Genomic DNA, 15,504 nt, shown 5'->3' with positions numbered 1-15,504 from the left:
GCCGCGTTTCGTTCTTCAGCTTTGGAACGCAATGCTTCGGGTTCAGACCCGCGAAACAGCTTCCCTCTTCGGCCCCCGCGATCGCTAACGCATAACGCCTCGCATCCCGTCCGCTCGACTGCCCCGCCTATGCGAGTCCTATAGCATACGCGGCGTGGCACCCACGCTACGGCTCGCCGTGTTCGGCGCTACTGCGCCGTGCGAGCGCTTAATTACGCAGTAACAATTATCATATAATTCTGCTCGTTATACGAGAACGTTGCCAAGTCTATCCCCTTGAGTGGAAGGCTTGATGCATGATGCGGACGTTCCGCGCCGGTCAGTCCGGAATTTTTTCATGACTTATTACTCGCTTGCGGCCTCTTCAGGAGGTTCCGTGAAGTCCATGGCGTGTCCAGCGCAGCAAGGTTTTCCGTGGGAGAGATTGCATGAAACTATCTATTGCGCGCGGTTTGGCGATCTTTGGGGCGATCGTCACCGCCGGCTTGGTAATTTCCATTGGCATCAAGACATACGCCTTCGACAAGCTCAGGGTAAACGGCCCCGTCTATACGCAGGTGGTCTACGGAAAAGACCTGATCGCCGATATCCTGCCGCCACCGTTGTACACGGTAGAGTCATACATGCTGGCGATGGAGGCCGTATCCGATCCCGAACTCGCCAAAGGCAACCTCGACAAGATTGCGACCTTGAAACAAGCCTATGACGACCGGCACGCCTACTGGAAAGCGTCGACCGCTCCCGAAACGCTCAAGGCAAAGCTGGAGAACGATGTTATCGGCAGAGCCGATGCCTATTGGGCAGCGATGGAAGAAAAGTTCCTCGCTCCGTTCCGGGACGGAGATCAGGCTTCTGCGGCGCAGGCAATGGGCGAGTTGAAGGCAAGCTTTCACCACCATGAAGTCGCGGTCAATGAACTGGTCGCGATGGCCGACAAGTTCCTGAAACAGCAGGAAGCAGGTGCAGCTTCGGACACGGCCAGCCTTTCCTGGGCCGCCACCCTGAGCTCGGCGATGTCCGTCCTTCTGCTGCTCGCCGGCCTTTGGTTCTTCCGCCATCACGCGGTGAAGCCTCTGGCCACAATGTCTGCCTATATGCAGACATTGGCCGCTGGCGACTACGACCGCGAGGTTCCCTATGCCGAGCGTCCGGATGAGATCGGCATGGTCGCAAGGTCCGTCGCCGTGTTCCGGGAAGCGGCAATCGAGCGCCGCAATGCGCGGGAGCGGACGGACGAGGAGCGCCGCCTGCGGGACGAACAAGAGGCAGCCCACGCACGAAGAAAAGCGATCGAGGAGAAGGGCAGGCTGCAAGTCATTGAACATCTGACCCGCGGACTGGGACGCCTGTCTGCCGGCGATCTCTCCGTCCGCATCGAGGATCGCTTCTCCGACGAGTACGAGGAGTTGAGAGCTGAATTCAACACGAGCGTTGAACGGCTCGCTGAAACGATCTCCAGTGTCCTCAACGCGACCGCCAAGCTCGGCACGAGCTCGTCGGAGATCGCCGGGGCGACCGATGATCTGGCCAAACGTACCGAGCAGCAGGCGGCCTCGCTCGAACAGACCGCCTCCGCCTTCAACGAGATCACGGCGACGGCACACAATTCCTCGGAGCGCGCGCGAGAGGCAAGCTTGGTGATGGTGGCGGCGAAAGACACCGCCGAAAAATCCGCGATGGTCGTGCGCGACGCAGTGGCCGCCATGGAGCGCATCGCGCGATCCTCCGGGCAGATCCAGCAGATCATCAACGTCATCGACCAGATCGCTTTCCAGACCAATCTCCTGGCGCTCAATGCGGGCGTCGAGGCTGCGCGTGCGGGCGAAGCCGGCAAAGGTTTTGCCGTCGTCGCTCAGGAGGTGCGGGAACTGGCCGGTCGCTCCGCCAGCGCCGCCAAGGAGATCAAAATGCTGATCGAGGCGTCGACACGGGAAGTCGCCGGCGGCGTGGAGCTTGTCAACCAGACCGGTGAGGCGTTGATCGGGATCGAGGGCCATGTGCAGCAGGTGACCGACCTGATCGGCGCGATCGTGACTGCCGCGACCGAGCAGTCGACTGCATTATCCGAGATCGATGCCGCACTTCACAGAATGGATGAAGTGACGCAACGGAATGCAGCGATGGTCGAGGAGACCAATGCGGCCTGCCGCGAGTTGAGCAGCGAGGTGGGCGACCTCAACCGCATGGCGGGCCGCTTTCAGGTACTTGGCCGCGCAAGCAGGCTGGCGGCTTAGGGTCAGGAAGGGCGCGCTGAAAAAGCCCCTCCGCTGAGTGGACCTTGCGCGGAGGGGTGGCTAGCAGGACATACCGTAACCCTATTTACCTATCCATCGCCGCGACGGTGCGGTCACCGAATTGCGGACCACCAGATCCGGCCTCAGGAGGAACTCGGTCTCGGCGGGGCGCCTGTCGGAAAGAAGGTCAAGCAGGAGTGCCATGGCCTGCTTTCCGATCAGCGTGCGCGGCTGGCGGATCGTGGTCAGGGCCGGCGTCATGAACGTCGCCTGCGGCACGTCGTCGAAGCCGGTCACCGAAAAATCATTGGGTATGTCATAGCCGCGCGTCTTAAGCCCGATCATCACGCCGAGCGCCGTCTGGTCGTTGACGCACATGAAAGCGGTCGGCAACGTGTCGCGAACAAAGAGCCGTTCCACGGCCGCCCTTCCACTCTCGAGCGTGCCGTCTCCCTCCTGGACGAGCCGCAACTCCGCCGGCACGCCGGCCGCGTCGAGGCCGGCGTCGTATCCAGCCCGTCGCCTCTTGTAGGCGAGCCGCGTGCGGGAATCGCCGATAAAGGCAATCTTGCGATGGCCTTCGGCAATCAGGAGATCGACCACCTTGCGTGCCCCCTCTATGTCGTCGATGCCGACATAGGGGATGCCGCCGTTGAAAACAGGCTCGAAGATGCCCACGCTCGGTGGCAATCGCGCCGTCATCGTCTCATGGCCGAACGGCAGAATACCGGTGAAGAGGATGAGGCCCGCCGCCTGATTGGAGTTGAGGAACTTCAGATATTCAAGTGCGCGCTGGGCGTCGTTCTGCGTATGGCCGATCAGCACGCCATAGCCGTGCGACCGCGCCTCGTTTTCCAGGCCGACGAGAATGCTGGAAAAATTAGGGTCGCCGATATCCGGGGCAACGACCAGAATCATGTTCGACCGGCCAAGCCTCAGGCTGCGCGCCATGGCATTGGTCGTATAACCGGTAATGGCAATGGCCTGGTTGACTTTCAGTCGCGTGGACTTTGCGACCTTCTCCGGGGTGTGGATTGCCCGCGATACCGTCGCGATCGAAACTTCGGCGATCCTGGCGACGTCTTCGATGGTTGCGGGCGTGGATTCCGACACTCTCGCTCTGCCTTGCGTCTCGTACTGCATGTTTCCTTAAATCGCAGCCGATTTAAGGAAACATGCAGCTATCCAAAGTGCTGCAGCGTCCTTTGCACGTTTGGTAAGACGCGCGGCGCTGCAGGTGGCGGGACACTACACACACTTCCGGCAACGTCAAAGGACACCTCGGAAATTCCTGTGTAAGTCACGATGTAAACCTTTACATGACGTGTGTAAAGGTTTACATAGCCCATAAAGCGGATGGGAGCCGCAAGGGGGAATCGATGAATCCGGAAACGGTCGAGACCGGGAGCGTCGTGCTGGAAGCACGTCGCATCGGCAAGTCGTTCAGCGGCGTCCAGGTGCTCTTCAGCGTCAGTTTCGAGCTTCGCTCCGGCGAGATCCATGCGCTGATGGGCGAGAACGGCGCCGGCAAATCGACGCTCGTAAAAATCCTTTCCGGCTTTGAGCAGCCGTCCTCGGGCGAAATCCTGCTCGACGGCAAACCGGTGACGCTTCCGCCAAACGGTGCCGCCGAAGCGCTCGGCATCGTCATCATCCACCAGGAATTCAATCTCGCCGAACATCTGACCGTTGCGGAGAGTCTCTTCCTCGGCCGCGAGGTAACGCGCTTCGGAGTGCTCGACCGCAAATATATGCGTGCGGAGACACGCCGGGTGCTCGATCTCCTCGGCTGTCATGTCGATGCGAATGCGCTGATCAGCAGCCTGTCGATCGCCGAAAAGCAGATGGTGGAGATTGCCAAGGCGATCAGCCGCGATGCGCGGGTGGTCTTCATGGACGAGCCCACGGCCGTTCTCTCCCGCGAGGAGACCAATTTCCTCTTCCGCCAAGTGCGCAAACTCAGAGACCAGGGCACGAGCTTCGTCTTCGTGTCGCACAAGCTCGACGAGGTCCTCGAACTGACCGATCGGGTGACAGTGTTGCGCGATGGTCAGTGGGTAAAGACCGCCCCGACCGCGATACTCGACGGGGAGTCAATCGCCCAACTGATGGTCGGCCGCGAGATGTCGAGCCTCTATCCCGCCAAGACCGAGCCGGATGTCGACGAAGAGATCGTTCTGCAAGTGGACTCGCTCTCCACCGACTATGTCAAGGACGCCAGCTTTGAGGTGCGCAAGGGCGAAATCCTCGGCTTTTCCGGCATGATCGGCTCGGGACGCACGGAACTGATGGAGGCGGTCGCCGGCCTCAGGCCGCGGCTCTCGGGAGAAGTGACAATCCGCGGCGAAGCCGTGCCGTCGGGCGACGTGCGCGCCGCCAACCGACGCGGCCTCGCCTACATGACCAAGGACCGCAAGGCGAAGGGCCTGCTCCTGAATTCCGGCATGACGGCGAACCTCACCCTGCAATCGCTCGGCCAGCATACCCGCCTTGGCTATCTCGATCCCACGAGCGAGGCCGCGGCGCTCAAAAAGGCCCGTCGCCGCTTCGACATCCGCGTGCGCGACGGCGACGTGGTGGCGAGGCGCATGTCTGGCGGCAACCAGCAGAAGCTGCTGCTCGCCAAGGTGATGGAGACGGAGCCCGAGATCATCATCATCGACGAGCCGACGCGCGGCATCGACGTCGGCACCAAGCAGCAGATCTATCACTTCATTTCGGCGCTGGCGCGCGACGGGCGCTCGATCATCGTCGTTTCCTCCGAAATGCCGGAGGTGATCGGGCTTTGCACGCGGGTTGCCGTGATGCGCGAGGGACGGATCGTCGGCATGCTCGAAGGGGACGATATCTCCGAGCAGGAGATCATGCGCTATGCAGCGGGACTGAAGAGGATGGTTGCCGCCTGACGGTGCATGCCACCGGCGACAGGCCGTCACAGGAATATGGAATTCCCCGGGGCTTCGGGGCGGGAGGTTGGTCTGAACATGAGCGTGAACGAGGAAAGCATCCAAAGCACAAGTCACCGCCGCACCTGGCGGGACGTCGATCTGAGGGCGGTGGCGCCGTTTGCCGCGCTCGCCCTGCTTTTGATCGTCGGTGCGATCGTCAACCCCAACTTCATCGGCCTCAACAATCTCGCCAATGTCGCCACCCGCTGCGCCTTCATTGCCATCATTGCGGTGGGCGCGACGTTCGTCATCTCGGCAGGAGACCTCGATCTCTCCGTCGGCTCGATGGTCGCCTTCGTGGCGAGCTTGATGATCCTGTTCATGAATTCCGGTGTCATCGCCGATCCGACGTTGATGCTGACGGCGGCGGTCGTTTTCGCGGTGGCGGCAGGTGCTGCTTGCGGCCTCGCCAACGGGCTGATCACCACCGTCGGCAGGATCGAGCCTTTCATAGCCACGCTCGGCACGATGGGGATCTATCGCGGCCTCACCACCTGGCTTTCACAAGGCGGCGCGATCACGCTTCGCGAGCCGGAGATTCAGGAACTCTATCGACCGGCCTATTTCGGCAGTATTGTCGGCGTTCCGACGCCGATCGCGATCATCCTCGCGGTTACCGCCGTCGCCGCCTTCATCCTCTATCGCACGCGTTATGGCAGGCACGTGGTCGCCGTCGGCTCCAACAGCGACGTCGCCCGCTATTCCGGCATTGCCGTCAACCGGGTGCGCACCATCGCTTTCGTGATCCAGGGCCTCTGCGTGGCGATTGCCGTGCTGCTCTACGTGCCGCGCCTCGGCTCCACCTCGGCGACGACCGGCATTCTCTGGGAACTGCAGGCCATCACCGCCGTCGTCGTCGGCGGCACGGCGCTCAAGGGCGGCGCCGGCCGCGTCTGGGGCACGATCTGCGGCGCCTTCATTCTCGAATTGGTCGGTAACATCATGCTCCTGTCGAACTTCATCAGCGAATACCTGATCGGCGCGATGCAGGGTGCGATCATCATCATCGCGATGCTCGTCCAGCGCTCGCTGGTACGCAAATCGTGACAATGCCGGATCTCGCGATCCGGCCATATCAGCGAAGACCCTGACACATTGGGAGGAAAGAAGACATGCGAAAGGGATTAATGGGCATTGCTGCCGTCGCGATGATGGCACTGACGGGCGTGGCCCACGCGGAGGAGAAGAAGGTCACGATCGGCGTCTCGATCCCTGCGGCCGACCACGGCTGGACCGCCGGTGTCGTGTTCCATGCGGAACGCGTCGCGAAGCAACTTATGGAACAGCATCCGGGCCTCAACGTCATCGTCAAGACCTCGCCGGATCCGGCGAGCCAGGCTAACGCCGTGCAGGACCTCGAAACCCAGGGCATCGACGCGCTGGTTATCCTGCCGACCGATCCCGATCCGCTGGTCAACGCCATCAAGGAGGTCAAGGGCAAGGGCACGTTCGTGGCGCTCGTCGACCGCGCGCCTTCCGTCAACGACAACAGCGTGCGTGACCTCTATGTCGCCGGCAACAACCCGGCGCTCGGCCAGGTCGCCGGCGAATACATCAAGGCCACGACGCCGGAAGCCAAGGTCGTCGTCATTCGCGGCCTGCCGATCCCGATCGACCAGCAGCGCCAGGACGGCTTCGACCAGGGCGTCGCCGGCTCGAAGGTAGAGATCCTCGACCGCCAATACGGCAACTGGAACCGCGACGACGCCTTCAAGGTAATGCAGGACTACCTGACCAAATATCCTCAGATCGACGTCGTCTGGTGCCAGGATGACGACATGGCCGTCGGCGTCCTTCAGGCGATCGAGCAGGCTAAGCGCACCGACATCCAGTACGTGGTGGCCGGCGCCGGTTCGAAGGATATGATCAAGAAGGTCATGGACGGCGACAAGATGATCCCGGTCGACGTGCTCTACCCGCCGGCAATGGTCGGCACCGCGCTCGAAATGACGGTCGCCAACTTCTACGGACAGGTTCCGGTACGCGGCACCTACACGATCGACGCGACGCTGGTCACCAAGGACAATGCGAAGGACTTCTACTTCCCCGATTCGCCGTTCTGATCGGACGCATCGGCGATAGCCTAAGCGAGACCTGCCCGCGGATTTCGCGGGCAGGTCATTTGTTTTGAGAGTGTACATCGGGCCGATTCCTAATCGGACCCGCCCCCGAACAACGGTGCAAATACCATCTTCGCTCTGCCCAAAGCTGCACCCCCCTCTGCCCCGCCTGAATTCGACGAAGGTGGTTCTGGACGTAAGGTTTGGCAGTTTTGCGCGGCGCTGACGCTGGTTACGCGGCAGCTTTGAGCATGAGTTACTTGTGCTCCTTGCGAGCACCCACGACTTTGAGGCTGCGGAAGACCGCGCCCCTCGCCAATCTCCCCCCTTGTGGGGGAGATGCCCGGCAGGGCAGAGGGGGGTGCCTCCCTGAGCAGTTCGAAGAGCGACTACTTACCGGGCTGTTCCCTCCCGCCCTCACCCCGCCGGGAACGCCACCACGACCTTCAATCCGCGCCCGCCCTCGCCCTCCTGCAGGCGCATCGTCCCGCCGTAAAGCCGGGCGATCTCCTCGACGATCGGCAGACCAAGCCCGGTGCCTGGCGCCTCGTCGCCGCCGCGCCGGAAACGCTTGAGCACCGCTTCGCGCAGTTCCGGCCGGATTCCCGGACCGTTGTCCTCGACTTCAAGCACGACAGCATCGTCGCGCCCTTCGACACGCACCGTGACCTCGGCGCCCCGTCCGGCATAGAGGAGCGCGTTGTCGATCAGGTTCTTCAGTAGCTCGCCGACGAGCAGCGGCTCGGCGCGGATCCAGTGCTCACCGTCGCTGGCAAAACCGAGGTCGATTCCGGCCTCGCCGGCCGCCGGTACATGGTCGGCGGTGATCTCACGCGCGAGCCCGGCGAGTTCGATGCGCTCCGAACCGCGCGCCTCATCCTTGCCCGCCGCGTCGATCTTCGCCATCAGCAGCAGTTGCGCGAGAATGCGCTCTGCATTTGCGACTGCTTCGTCCGCCTTGCGCGCGGCTGCCCGCGTCTCCTCGAGCGTTCCTGCTCTCTGGGCAAGAGCCAGCTGCGTGCGGATGATCGCCAGCGGCGTTCGCAACTGATGGCTGGCGTTGCCGGTGAAATGGCGCAGCGCGTCGAGCGCCGATTGCAGGCGCACCATGAACGAGTTGACCGTGTCGACGAGCCCCTGAACCTCGCTCGGCACCCGCTCGCCGATCGGATGCAGGTCATCGGGGCTGCGCTCGGCGATGGCATCACCTAGCCGATAGAGTGGTCTCAGCGAAAAGGTGACGGCGATCCAGACGATCATGGCCGCGCCGGCGATCATCAGGGTGAGGCGCAGGGCAGAACGCAGAAGGATCGTCTGCGTTAGTTGCCGCCTCGCGATCGTCGTTTCGGCAACAGTCACCACAAAGGGGACGGAACTGACACCGGTCGAGGCGGAACGCCGGAGTGCCGCAATGCGAATGGGCTCACCGCGAAAGACGGCGTCGCCGAATGCCGTCGACTGGTCCTGACCTTCCGCGAGCGACGGCAGCGTCTGATAGCCGGTGATGAACTCGCCAGGCGGCCCGTCCACCCGGTAGAAGACCCGGTCCTGCGCTGCTGACGTCAGCATCTCCAGCGCGACATAGGGAATGTCGACCTGAAGCGAGCCGTCTTCGGCGACGACGACGCGTTCGGCGATCGCCAGCGCCGAACCGGCGAGAACGCGGTCCGAGACGACGTTCGCCGTCTTGACCGCCTCCCGGTAAGTGTCGGTCAGCGCTACCACCCCGATCACGGCGGTGGAAATCAAAAGCCAGCCGAGCAGCCGGCGCCGCAGCGAATAGACGACCGTCCTCATTCGGGGCTGGCCGTCTTGTCGAGATAATAGCCGATGCCGCGCGCGGTGCGCACCGTCAGGCCGTAGGGTGCCAGGCGCTTGCGGAGCCGGCTCACATATTGCTCGATCGCATTGGCGCTGAGATCGTCGTCGAGGCCGGTGAGCGACTGGACGATCGCCTCCTTGGCGACGACCTTGCCGGCACGCATGAACAGAAGTTCGAGCAACCCTAATTCGCGGGCGGGAATTTCGATCGGCGCGCCGGCTGAGGAGAAACTCCGCGACGTGAGGTCCAGGGATACATTGCCATAGCTGACGACGGAGGCGCGCAATCCTGCCTGGCGGCGCAAAAGCACCCGCACCCGCGCCTCGAACTCGGCGATGTCGAAAGGCTTGATCATGTAATCGTCGGCGCCGAGATCGAGGCCCTTCACCCGCTCCTCCGGCGTGCCGCGCGCCGTCAGGATCAGGACCGCCGCCCGGTTCTGCCGCGCCCGCATGGCGCGCAGCACGTCGAGGCCGTCCATTTCCGGCAGGTTCAGATCGAGGATCACCAGATCGAAGCTCTCCGCAGCGGCAACGGCATGGGCCGATGCACCGTCGCTTACGACGTCTACCGCATAACCGCTTCCGCGCAGGATTGCGGATAAGCCCTCTGCCAGGGCCTGATTGTCTTCAACAAGCAAGATTCGCAATGTCGCTCTCCCCCGCTCACTTTATCGGCCGCAAGCTTGCTTGTGAACGGCAGGCGGCTCGGGCATTGTGAATTCATGCGCTATTTGATTTCCTTGGCTTTCTGCCTCTTTCTTCCCGGCCTGGCGCTTTCGGCGCCCGTGTTGTTCCCGGCCCTTTCAGGGGACGATGCGGCCCCCGTTCTCATCGTCTACTCCTCGCTCGACGAACCGCTCGCACGGCCGATGATCCTTGGTTTCCAGAAGGCCAATCCGGACGTGGCGGTGCGTTACGAGGACATGCTGACGGGCGAGATCTACGACCGGATCGTTAAAGAGACGGATGCCGGTGAGAAGACGGCCGACTTTGCCTTCTCCTCGGCCATGGACCTGCAGGTCAAGCTCAGCAATGACGGTTATGCGCAGCGCAGCGACCTGCCGATGAGCGGCCGCTGGCCGGCTTGGGCAAACTGGCGCAACACGGCCTATGCGCTGACCTTCGAGCCAGCCGTCTTCGTCTATCACAAACCAAGCTTCAAGACCGAGCCGCCACCCGCAACACGCGCGGAATTCGTCGACTATCTGAAGCGGCAGGGCAGCGCCGTCTTTGGCCGGATCGGCACCTATGACATCGAGCGCTCCGGCGTCGGCTTCCTCTTCATGTCGCGCGACCAGGAACAATTCGGCGACATCTGGAGTGTCATCCAGGCGATGGGGGCCGCGGGCGTCAAACTCTATTCGACCAGCCAGGCGATCGTCGAACGGGTTGCCGATGGCCGGTTCGTGCTTGGCTACAATATCCTCGGCTCCTATGCCGCCGACTGGGCCTCGCGCCATCCCGATGTCGGGATCGTGCTTCCAAAGGACTATACGGTCGTGATGTCGCGTATCGGCCTCGTGCCGCAGGCGGCCGCCTCCCCCGATCTCGGCCGCCGCTACCTCGAATTCTTCATGTCGAAGGAGGGCCAGACGATCATGGCGCGCGAGTTGCAGATCCCGGCCGTCAGCCCGGATGTCGCGGGCGAGAACACTGCCAACACGATGCAGGAGATGCTCGGCGGGCAATTGCGGCCCGTTCCGGTCAGCCCGGGATTGATGGTCTATCTCGACCAGGTCAAGCGCGCCCGCCTGATCGCGCGCTGGAACGAGATGCTCAGGCTCCACTGAAATTTCGGCAGGCAGAACAAACCATTTACGCAATGCCGACTTGATGTCAGGTTAATGTCAGCTTTCTATGGTGGCTTAGGGATCGCTGATGATCCGTGGAGGCGGGCCGTCAGCAGCGCATCGGGAGGAAATCACCACCACGGTCAGCGGCTGGCGCGCAAAAAACCAGCCACGTGCTTCTCCCGTACGCGACGATAATCAACGCACGCGCGATTAAACGCGCCCTACGGAGGACCGACCTTGAAACACTTCTTCCTGGCATCCATTCTCGCTGGCGCCTTGGCGCTTCCGGCATATGCCGCCGACTATACGATCATTGCGCCGGCCAACCCCGGCGGCGGCTGGGACCAGACGGCCCGTTCGCTGCAGACCGTCATGCAGCAGGAAGGCATTTCCGGCAATGTCCAGGTGCAGAACGTTCCCGGCGCCGGCGGCACCATCGGGCTTGCTCAGTTCGCCAGCCAGCAAAAGGGCAATCCGAATGCCCTCCTCGTCGGCGGCTACGTCATGGTGGGCGCCATCCTTACCAACAACTCGCCGGTGACCCTGAAAGACGTGACACCGATCGCACGGCTGACGGGCGAATACGAGGCGATCGTCGTCCCGGCCGCGTCCGAGATCAAGACGATGGGCGATCTCGTCGAGGCGCTGAAGAAGGATCCGGGCGCCGTTTCCTGGGCCGGCGGCTCCGCCGGCGGCACGGATCACATCGCAGTCGGCCTGATTGCCAAGGCGGCCGGCGTCGATCCGACGAAGATCAACTACATTGCCTATTCCGGTGGTGGTGAAGCGCTTGCCGCGATCCTCGGCAGCCAGGTGACCGCAGGCATTTCCGGCTACGGCGAATTCGAATCGCAGATCAAGGCCGGGACACTCCGGCTGCTCGCCGTTTCGAGCGGAGAGCGCCTCGAAGGCATCGACGCGCCGACGCTGAAAGAGTCGGGCCTCGACGTCGTGGTGGAAAACTGGCGCATGGTCGCAGCCGCCCCTGGCCTTACTGACGAGCAGAAGGCTCAGGTTTCGGGCGACATCGAGAAACTGGCGAAGTCTGCCGGCTGGCAGGAAGTCCTGAAAACCAAGGGCTGGCAGGATTCCTACCTCTCCGGCGCCGCCTTCGACGAACAGCTCTCCAAGGACATTTCCGCAACCGAAACCGTCCTCAAGGACATCGGGCTGGTCAAATGAACAAGGGGAACCACCCTTCCGTCGAAACGCGCCGCCCGGACAGGGCGGCGCTCATCATCGCCGTCGTGCTGGCCGTGATCGCCGGCCTGATCTTCTGGGACGTCTCCCGCCTCACCGGGCTCGCCGGCTATTCGCAGGTCGGGCCGACGACGGTCCCTTACGTGATCGCCTGCTGTCTCGTCGGGCTCGCCGTCTGGACCGCCATCGAAGCGGTGAGAGGCGACTTCGGTCACGAGCGAGAGCGCCAGGAGTCCGGGCCGGTCCTCTGGATCGTCGGTGGCCTCGCCGCCCAGATGCTGCTGCTCAACACGCTCGGCTTTTCGATCGCAACCGGCATTCTTTTTGCCATGACGGCGCGCGGCTTCGGCAAGCGCATGCTCTGGCTCACCGTGCCGGTCGGCATCGCCTTAAGCTTCGTCGTCTGGCTGATCTTCGCCAAGCTCCTGCAATTGTCGCTGCCCGCAGGGCCGCTTGAACGCCTGTTCTTCTGAGGGGGCCGCCGACCATGGGTACTTTTGATTTCCTGCTGCAGGGGCTGCTGGTCGCTGCCCAACCGATGAACCTCGTCTATGCGCTGATCGGCGTCACGCTCGGCACCGCGGTCGGCGTTCTTCCTGGCATCGGCCCAGCCCTGACGGTGGCGCTGTTGCTGCCCGTCACCTACAAGCTCGATCCGGGCGGCTCGCTGATCATGTTCGCCGGTATCTACTACGGCGGCATGTATGGCGGATCGACCACTTCGATCCTGCTCAACACGCCTGGTGAAAGCTCGTCCATCGTCACGGCGCTCGAGGGCAACAAGATGGCGCGCGCCGGACGCGGTGGCCCGGCCTTGGCGACCGCGGCGATCGGCTCGTTCGTTGCCGGTCTGATCGCGACGCTGGCGCTCGCTTTCATCGCGCCGTACATCGTCAAGCTCGCACTCGTCTTCGGCCCGCGCGAATATTTCGCGCTGATGGTGCTGGCTTTCGTCACGGTTTCCTCCGCCTTCGGAGACTCGACGCTCCGCGGCCTGACCTCCCTCTTCGTCGGTCTGACGCTTGCCTGCATCGGCATCGACCAGTTGACTGGCCAGACGCGCCTTGCCTTCGGCGTGCCCGACCTGCTCGACGGCATCGAGGTGACGACGCTTGCCGTCGCCATGTTCGCGATCGGAGAGACGCTTTACATCGCCGCCCAGGGCGATCGCGGCCCGGACAAGGTCGAAGCCGTCAAGGGCTCGGTCTGGATGAGCGCGACGGACTGGGCGCGCTCGTGGAAGCCCTGGCTTCGCGGCACTGCCATCGGCTTTCCGATCGGCGCGATGCCGGCCGGCGGCGCCGAAATCGGCACCTTCCTTTCCTATGCGGCCGAAAAGCGCCTGACCAAACATCCGGAAGAGTTCGGCAATGGCGCGATCGAAGGCGTTGCCGGACCGGAAGCGGCCAACAACGCGTCTGCCGCCGGCACGCTGGTGCCGCTGCTCACCCTCGGCCTGCCGACGACGGCGACTGCGGCAATCATGCTGGCCGGCTTCCAGCAATACGGCCTCCAGCCGGGACCGCTATTGTTTGCCACCAACCCGCAACTCGTCTGGGGCCTGATCGCGAGCCTGCTCATCGCCAACTTCATGCTGCTGGTCCTGAACCTGCCGCTGATCGGCCTCTGGGTGAAGCTCCTGACCATCCCGAAGCCGTGGCTCTACGCGGGCATTCTCCTCTTCGCAACGCTCGGCACGATCGGCGCCAACCCGTCGGTGTTCGAACTCGGCATGCTGCTAGCCTTCGGCCTGCTTGGCTACGTCATGCGCGTCTTCGGCTATCCGATCGCGCCGGTCGTCGTCGGCCTGATCCTTGGGCCGCTCGCCGAACAACAACTGCGCCGGGCGCTTTCGATCAGCCAGGGTGATATCACAGTGCTCTTCACCTCGCCGATCGCGGCGGTGCTTCTGGTCATCGCCGCCCTCGCCCTTATCGTGCCGCTCATCCTGAGAGCGCGTGGGCGCGGCCAAGTGCTAGCGCAACTCGCCGCCAGCGAGGACTGACCCTTTCGCCTCCCAAGGCGATTCAAGGAGCGGGAAACGGGAGGGGCAGCCCGTTTCCCGCTCCAACTTTCTTCCTCCTCCAGCCTTTGAGGCCGGCTCGCCCGCATCATTCGCGGACGTGCTTGCGCTGCATGGCTGGGGTGAGGTTTTGTGCATTGCAAAAACACGTGCTCAGGCCCATCTTTTGCTCAACGAATAGAAAACGAAAGTGATCAAAGAGATGACTGCCACCAGCAAAAACCGCATGGGTTTCATTGGCCGCGCCTTCGCCGTTCTGGGTGCCGCGAACGCTGCTGCCGCCGCCGTCGAAGGCCACCGCCGCCCGAACGCGCGCGACCTGCGCACCCTCGGTATCGACCCGGCAAACTTTCCGGATATGCGCCGCGGCTAACGCCGGACTGCCCTCGCCACGGAGCGACGACATGCTTCGTAGCATGTAACGATCACGGGCGGGCGGCCTCGCATAAGACGGCCCTTCTGACGCAGGTCGCACCTGCGCCAGTTACTCGAAAACAATTTGCCCATTGCTATGACCAGCATCGGGCTCCCCTGGAAGATCTAACCCGATCGCGTAGCGCGCTGGCGCGCTAATTTTTGATAACAACAAACTATTTACGCTAGCCGCGACCCTTGGTTGCGCCAGCCTTCTTCGCTTGCTATGAGTGCACCCCATTCCTGATTAGATGGGGTTTGAATGACATCCTATACTGTAAGAAGCGGCGATCCCCTCAGCGTCATTGCAGCCCGCTACAACACTACCGTCGAGGATCTCGCAAGGGCGAACAATATCAAAAATCCTAATACCTGGACGGGCCAAAAGCTTCTGATCCCTGATGGCTTCGAGCCAGCGCGCACCGGCGGAACATCCGGCAATGACACAATCACAGGAAGGTCCGGCAGCGACACATTAAATGGTGGCGCGGGCAACGACCGGGTCTCCGGCGGTGACGGCAACGACGCGATCATCGGCGGACAAGGCGCCGACGCTCTTTACGGCGGTGCCGGTGCAGACAAATTCGTCTTCAAGTCACAGATGGACTCAACCACAACGTCGCGCGACACGATCTATGATTTCAACTATGCCGCTGGCGATCGAATAGATCTCTCGGCAATAGACGCCAATACCGCTGCAGCGGGGAACCAGGCCTTTGTCTTCATCGGTTCTAGCGCATTTAGCGGAAAGGCCGGCGAACTGAGATATGTGAAGCAAGATAGCGACACCTATGTCTATGCCGACCTCAACGGGGACAAAAAGGCTGACTTTTTGCTGCACCTGGATGATCCGCTGACGATCACTGCAAGCTACTTCCTCCTCTAGCAGGCGCTATTTCACGCCGAGGTCCGCCAAGCCTCGGCAGCGATTTCCCGCACCTCCCGGTTCGTCACCCTCACATCGCCTGCGCGCTGGTTGGCCCGTCCTTGGTGCATCTTGACCCCCCG

At 62.6% G+C, this 15,504-nt stretch carries 13 protein-coding genes; 9 read left to right on the top strand and 4 right to left on the bottom strand.

Translation table 11 applies throughout. The annotated features are described in order from the left end of the window. The first annotated feature begins 428 nt into the window (after positions 1–428). Entirely contained in the window at positions 429–2,234 is a 1,806-nt protein-coding gene (locus tag PZN02_RS28905; protein ID WP_280662371.1) for a methyl-accepting chemotaxis protein, read from the top strand. Between the two features lie 81 nt (positions 2,235–2,315). Here PZN02_RS28905 and PZN02_RS28900 read toward each other — a convergent pair whose 3' ends face one another. After that, entirely contained in the window at positions 2,316–3,347 is a 1,032-nt protein-coding gene (locus tag PZN02_RS28900) for a LacI family DNA-binding transcriptional regulator (RefSeq protein ID WP_280662370.1), read from the bottom strand. 266 nt (positions 3,348–3,613) lie between these two features. Here PZN02_RS28900 and PZN02_RS28895 point away from each other — a divergent pair, with 266 nt between their 5' ends. From PZN02_RS28895 to PZN02_RS28885, 3 genes are all read left to right on the top strand, one after another. After that, entirely contained in the window at positions 3,614–5,140 is a 1,527-nt protein-coding gene (locus tag PZN02_RS28895; RefSeq protein WP_280662369.1) for a sugar ABC transporter ATP-binding protein, read from the top strand. A 78-nt stretch (positions 5,141–5,218) separates the two neighbouring features. Beyond that, positions 5,219–6,229, top strand: coding sequence for an ABC transporter permease (locus PZN02_RS28890; protein WP_280662368.1), 1,011 nt, complete (start codon positions 5,219–5,221; stop codon positions 6,227–6,229). 65 nt (positions 6,230–6,294) lie between these two features. Next, complete coding sequence (locus PZN02_RS28885; protein ID WP_280662367.1) at positions 6,295–7,245, top strand: substrate-binding domain-containing protein; 951 nt, start codon at positions 6,295–6,297, stop codon at positions 7,243–7,245. A gap of 414 nt (positions 7,246–7,659) precedes the next feature. On the opposite strand, the gene PZN02_RS28880 is transcribed toward PZN02_RS28885, so the two are convergent. Further along, positions 7,660–9,039 carry a sensor histidine kinase gene (locus PZN02_RS28880; RefSeq protein WP_280662366.1) on the bottom strand — a complete coding sequence of 460 codons (1,380 nt, stop codon included), beginning with the start codon at positions 9,037–9,039 and terminating at the stop codon, positions 7,660–7,662. Next, entirely contained in the window at positions 9,036–9,713 is a 678-nt protein-coding gene (locus PZN02_RS28875) for a response regulator (RefSeq protein ID WP_280662365.1), read from the bottom strand. The genes PZN02_RS28880 and PZN02_RS28875 overlap by 4 nt, the downstream gene beginning before the upstream one ends. A 75-nt stretch (positions 9,714–9,788) precedes the next feature. On the opposite strand from PZN02_RS28875, the gene PZN02_RS28870 reads away from it, so the two are divergent. The 4 genes from PZN02_RS28870 (at position 9,789) to PZN02_RS28855 (ending at position 14,064) form a co-directional block, all read left to right on the top strand. Further along, entirely contained in the window at positions 9,789–10,856 is a 1,068-nt protein-coding gene (locus PZN02_RS28870) for an ABC transporter substrate-binding protein (protein ID WP_280662364.1), read from the top strand. A 240-nt stretch (positions 10,857–11,096) separates the two neighbouring features. Continuing rightward, positions 11,097–12,041 carry a Bug family tripartite tricarboxylate transporter substrate binding protein gene (locus tag PZN02_RS28865; protein WP_280662363.1) on the top strand — a complete coding sequence of 315 codons (945 nt, stop codon included), beginning with the start codon at positions 11,097–11,099 and terminating at the stop codon, positions 12,039–12,041. Then, positions 12,038–12,532, top strand: coding sequence for a tripartite tricarboxylate transporter TctB family protein (locus PZN02_RS28860; protein ID WP_280662362.1), 495 nt, complete (start codon positions 12,038–12,040; stop codon positions 12,530–12,532). Before PZN02_RS28865 ends, PZN02_RS28860 begins: the two co-directional genes overlap by 4 nt. Positions 12,533–12,546: 14 nt before the next feature. Further along, positions 12,547–14,064 carry a tripartite tricarboxylate transporter permease gene (locus tag PZN02_RS28855; RefSeq protein WP_280662361.1) on the top strand — a complete coding sequence of 506 codons (1,518 nt, stop codon included), beginning with the start codon at positions 12,547–12,549 and terminating at the stop codon, positions 14,062–14,064. 106 nt (positions 14,065–14,170) lie between these two features. Here PZN02_RS28855 and PZN02_RS28850 read toward each other — a convergent pair whose 3' ends face one another. Next, positions 14,171–14,488, bottom strand: a complete 318-nt coding sequence (locus tag PZN02_RS28850) for a hypothetical protein (RefSeq protein ID WP_280663334.1) — start codon at positions 14,486–14,488, stop codon at positions 14,171–14,173. A gap of 270 nt (positions 14,489–14,758) precedes the next feature. Between PZN02_RS28850 and PZN02_RS28845 the strand changes: the two genes are divergently transcribed. Continuing rightward, a complete protein-coding gene (locus PZN02_RS28845; protein ID WP_280662360.1) occupies positions 14,759–15,382 on the top strand; it encodes a M10 family metallopeptidase C-terminal domain-containing protein in 624 nt (207 codons plus the stop codon). Positions 15,383–15,504 lie beyond the last annotated feature (122 nt).

This window comes from Sinorhizobium garamanticum (assembly GCF_029892065.1).
GTDB lineage: Bacteria > Pseudomonadota > Alphaproteobacteria > Rhizobiales > Rhizobiaceae > Sinorhizobium > Sinorhizobium garamanticum.
Note: the sequence above shows the minus strand (reverse complement) of the source record. Positions and strands in the feature narration are given on the sequence as shown.

What these genes read in the sequence shown, in the direction of transcription:
- PZN02_RS28905 (WP_280662371.1), top strand. Translation starts at nt 429, where the DNA reads ATGAAACTATCTATTGCGCGCGGTTTGGCGATCTTTGGGGCGATCGTC.
- PZN02_RS28895 (WP_280662369.1), top strand. Translation starts at nt 3,614, where the DNA reads ATGAATCCGGAAACGGTCGAGACCGGGAGCGTCGTGCTGGAAGCACGT.
- PZN02_RS28890 (WP_280662368.1), top strand. Translation starts at nt 5,219, where the DNA reads ATGAGCGTGAACGAGGAAAGCATCCAAAGCACAAGTCACCGCCGCACC.
- PZN02_RS28885 (WP_280662367.1), top strand. Translation starts at nt 6,295, where the DNA reads ATGCGAAAGGGATTAATGGGCATTGCTGCCGTCGCGATGATGGCACTG.
- PZN02_RS28880 (WP_280662366.1), bottom strand. Translation starts at nt 9,039, where the DNA reads ATGAGGACGGTCGTCTATTCGCTGCGGCGCCGGCTGCTCGGCTGGCTT.
- PZN02_RS28870 (WP_280662364.1), top strand. Translation starts at nt 9,789, where the DNA reads ATGCGCTATTTGATTTCCTTGGCTTTCTGCCTCTTTCTTCCCGGCCTG.
- PZN02_RS28860 (WP_280662362.1), top strand. Translation starts at nt 12,038, where the DNA reads ATGAACAAGGGGAACCACCCTTCCGTCGAAACGCGCCGCCCGGACAGG.
- PZN02_RS28855 (WP_280662361.1), top strand. Translation starts at nt 12,547, where the DNA reads ATGGGTACTTTTGATTTCCTGCTGCAGGGGCTGCTGGTCGCTGCCCAA.
- PZN02_RS28850 (WP_280663334.1), bottom strand. Translation starts at nt 14,488, where the DNA reads ATGTCGTCGCTCCGTGGCGAGGGCAGTCCGGCGTTAGCCGCGGCGCAT.
- PZN02_RS28845 (WP_280662360.1), top strand. Translation starts at nt 14,759, where the DNA reads ATGACATCCTATACTGTAAGAAGCGGCGATCCCCTCAGCGTCATTGCA.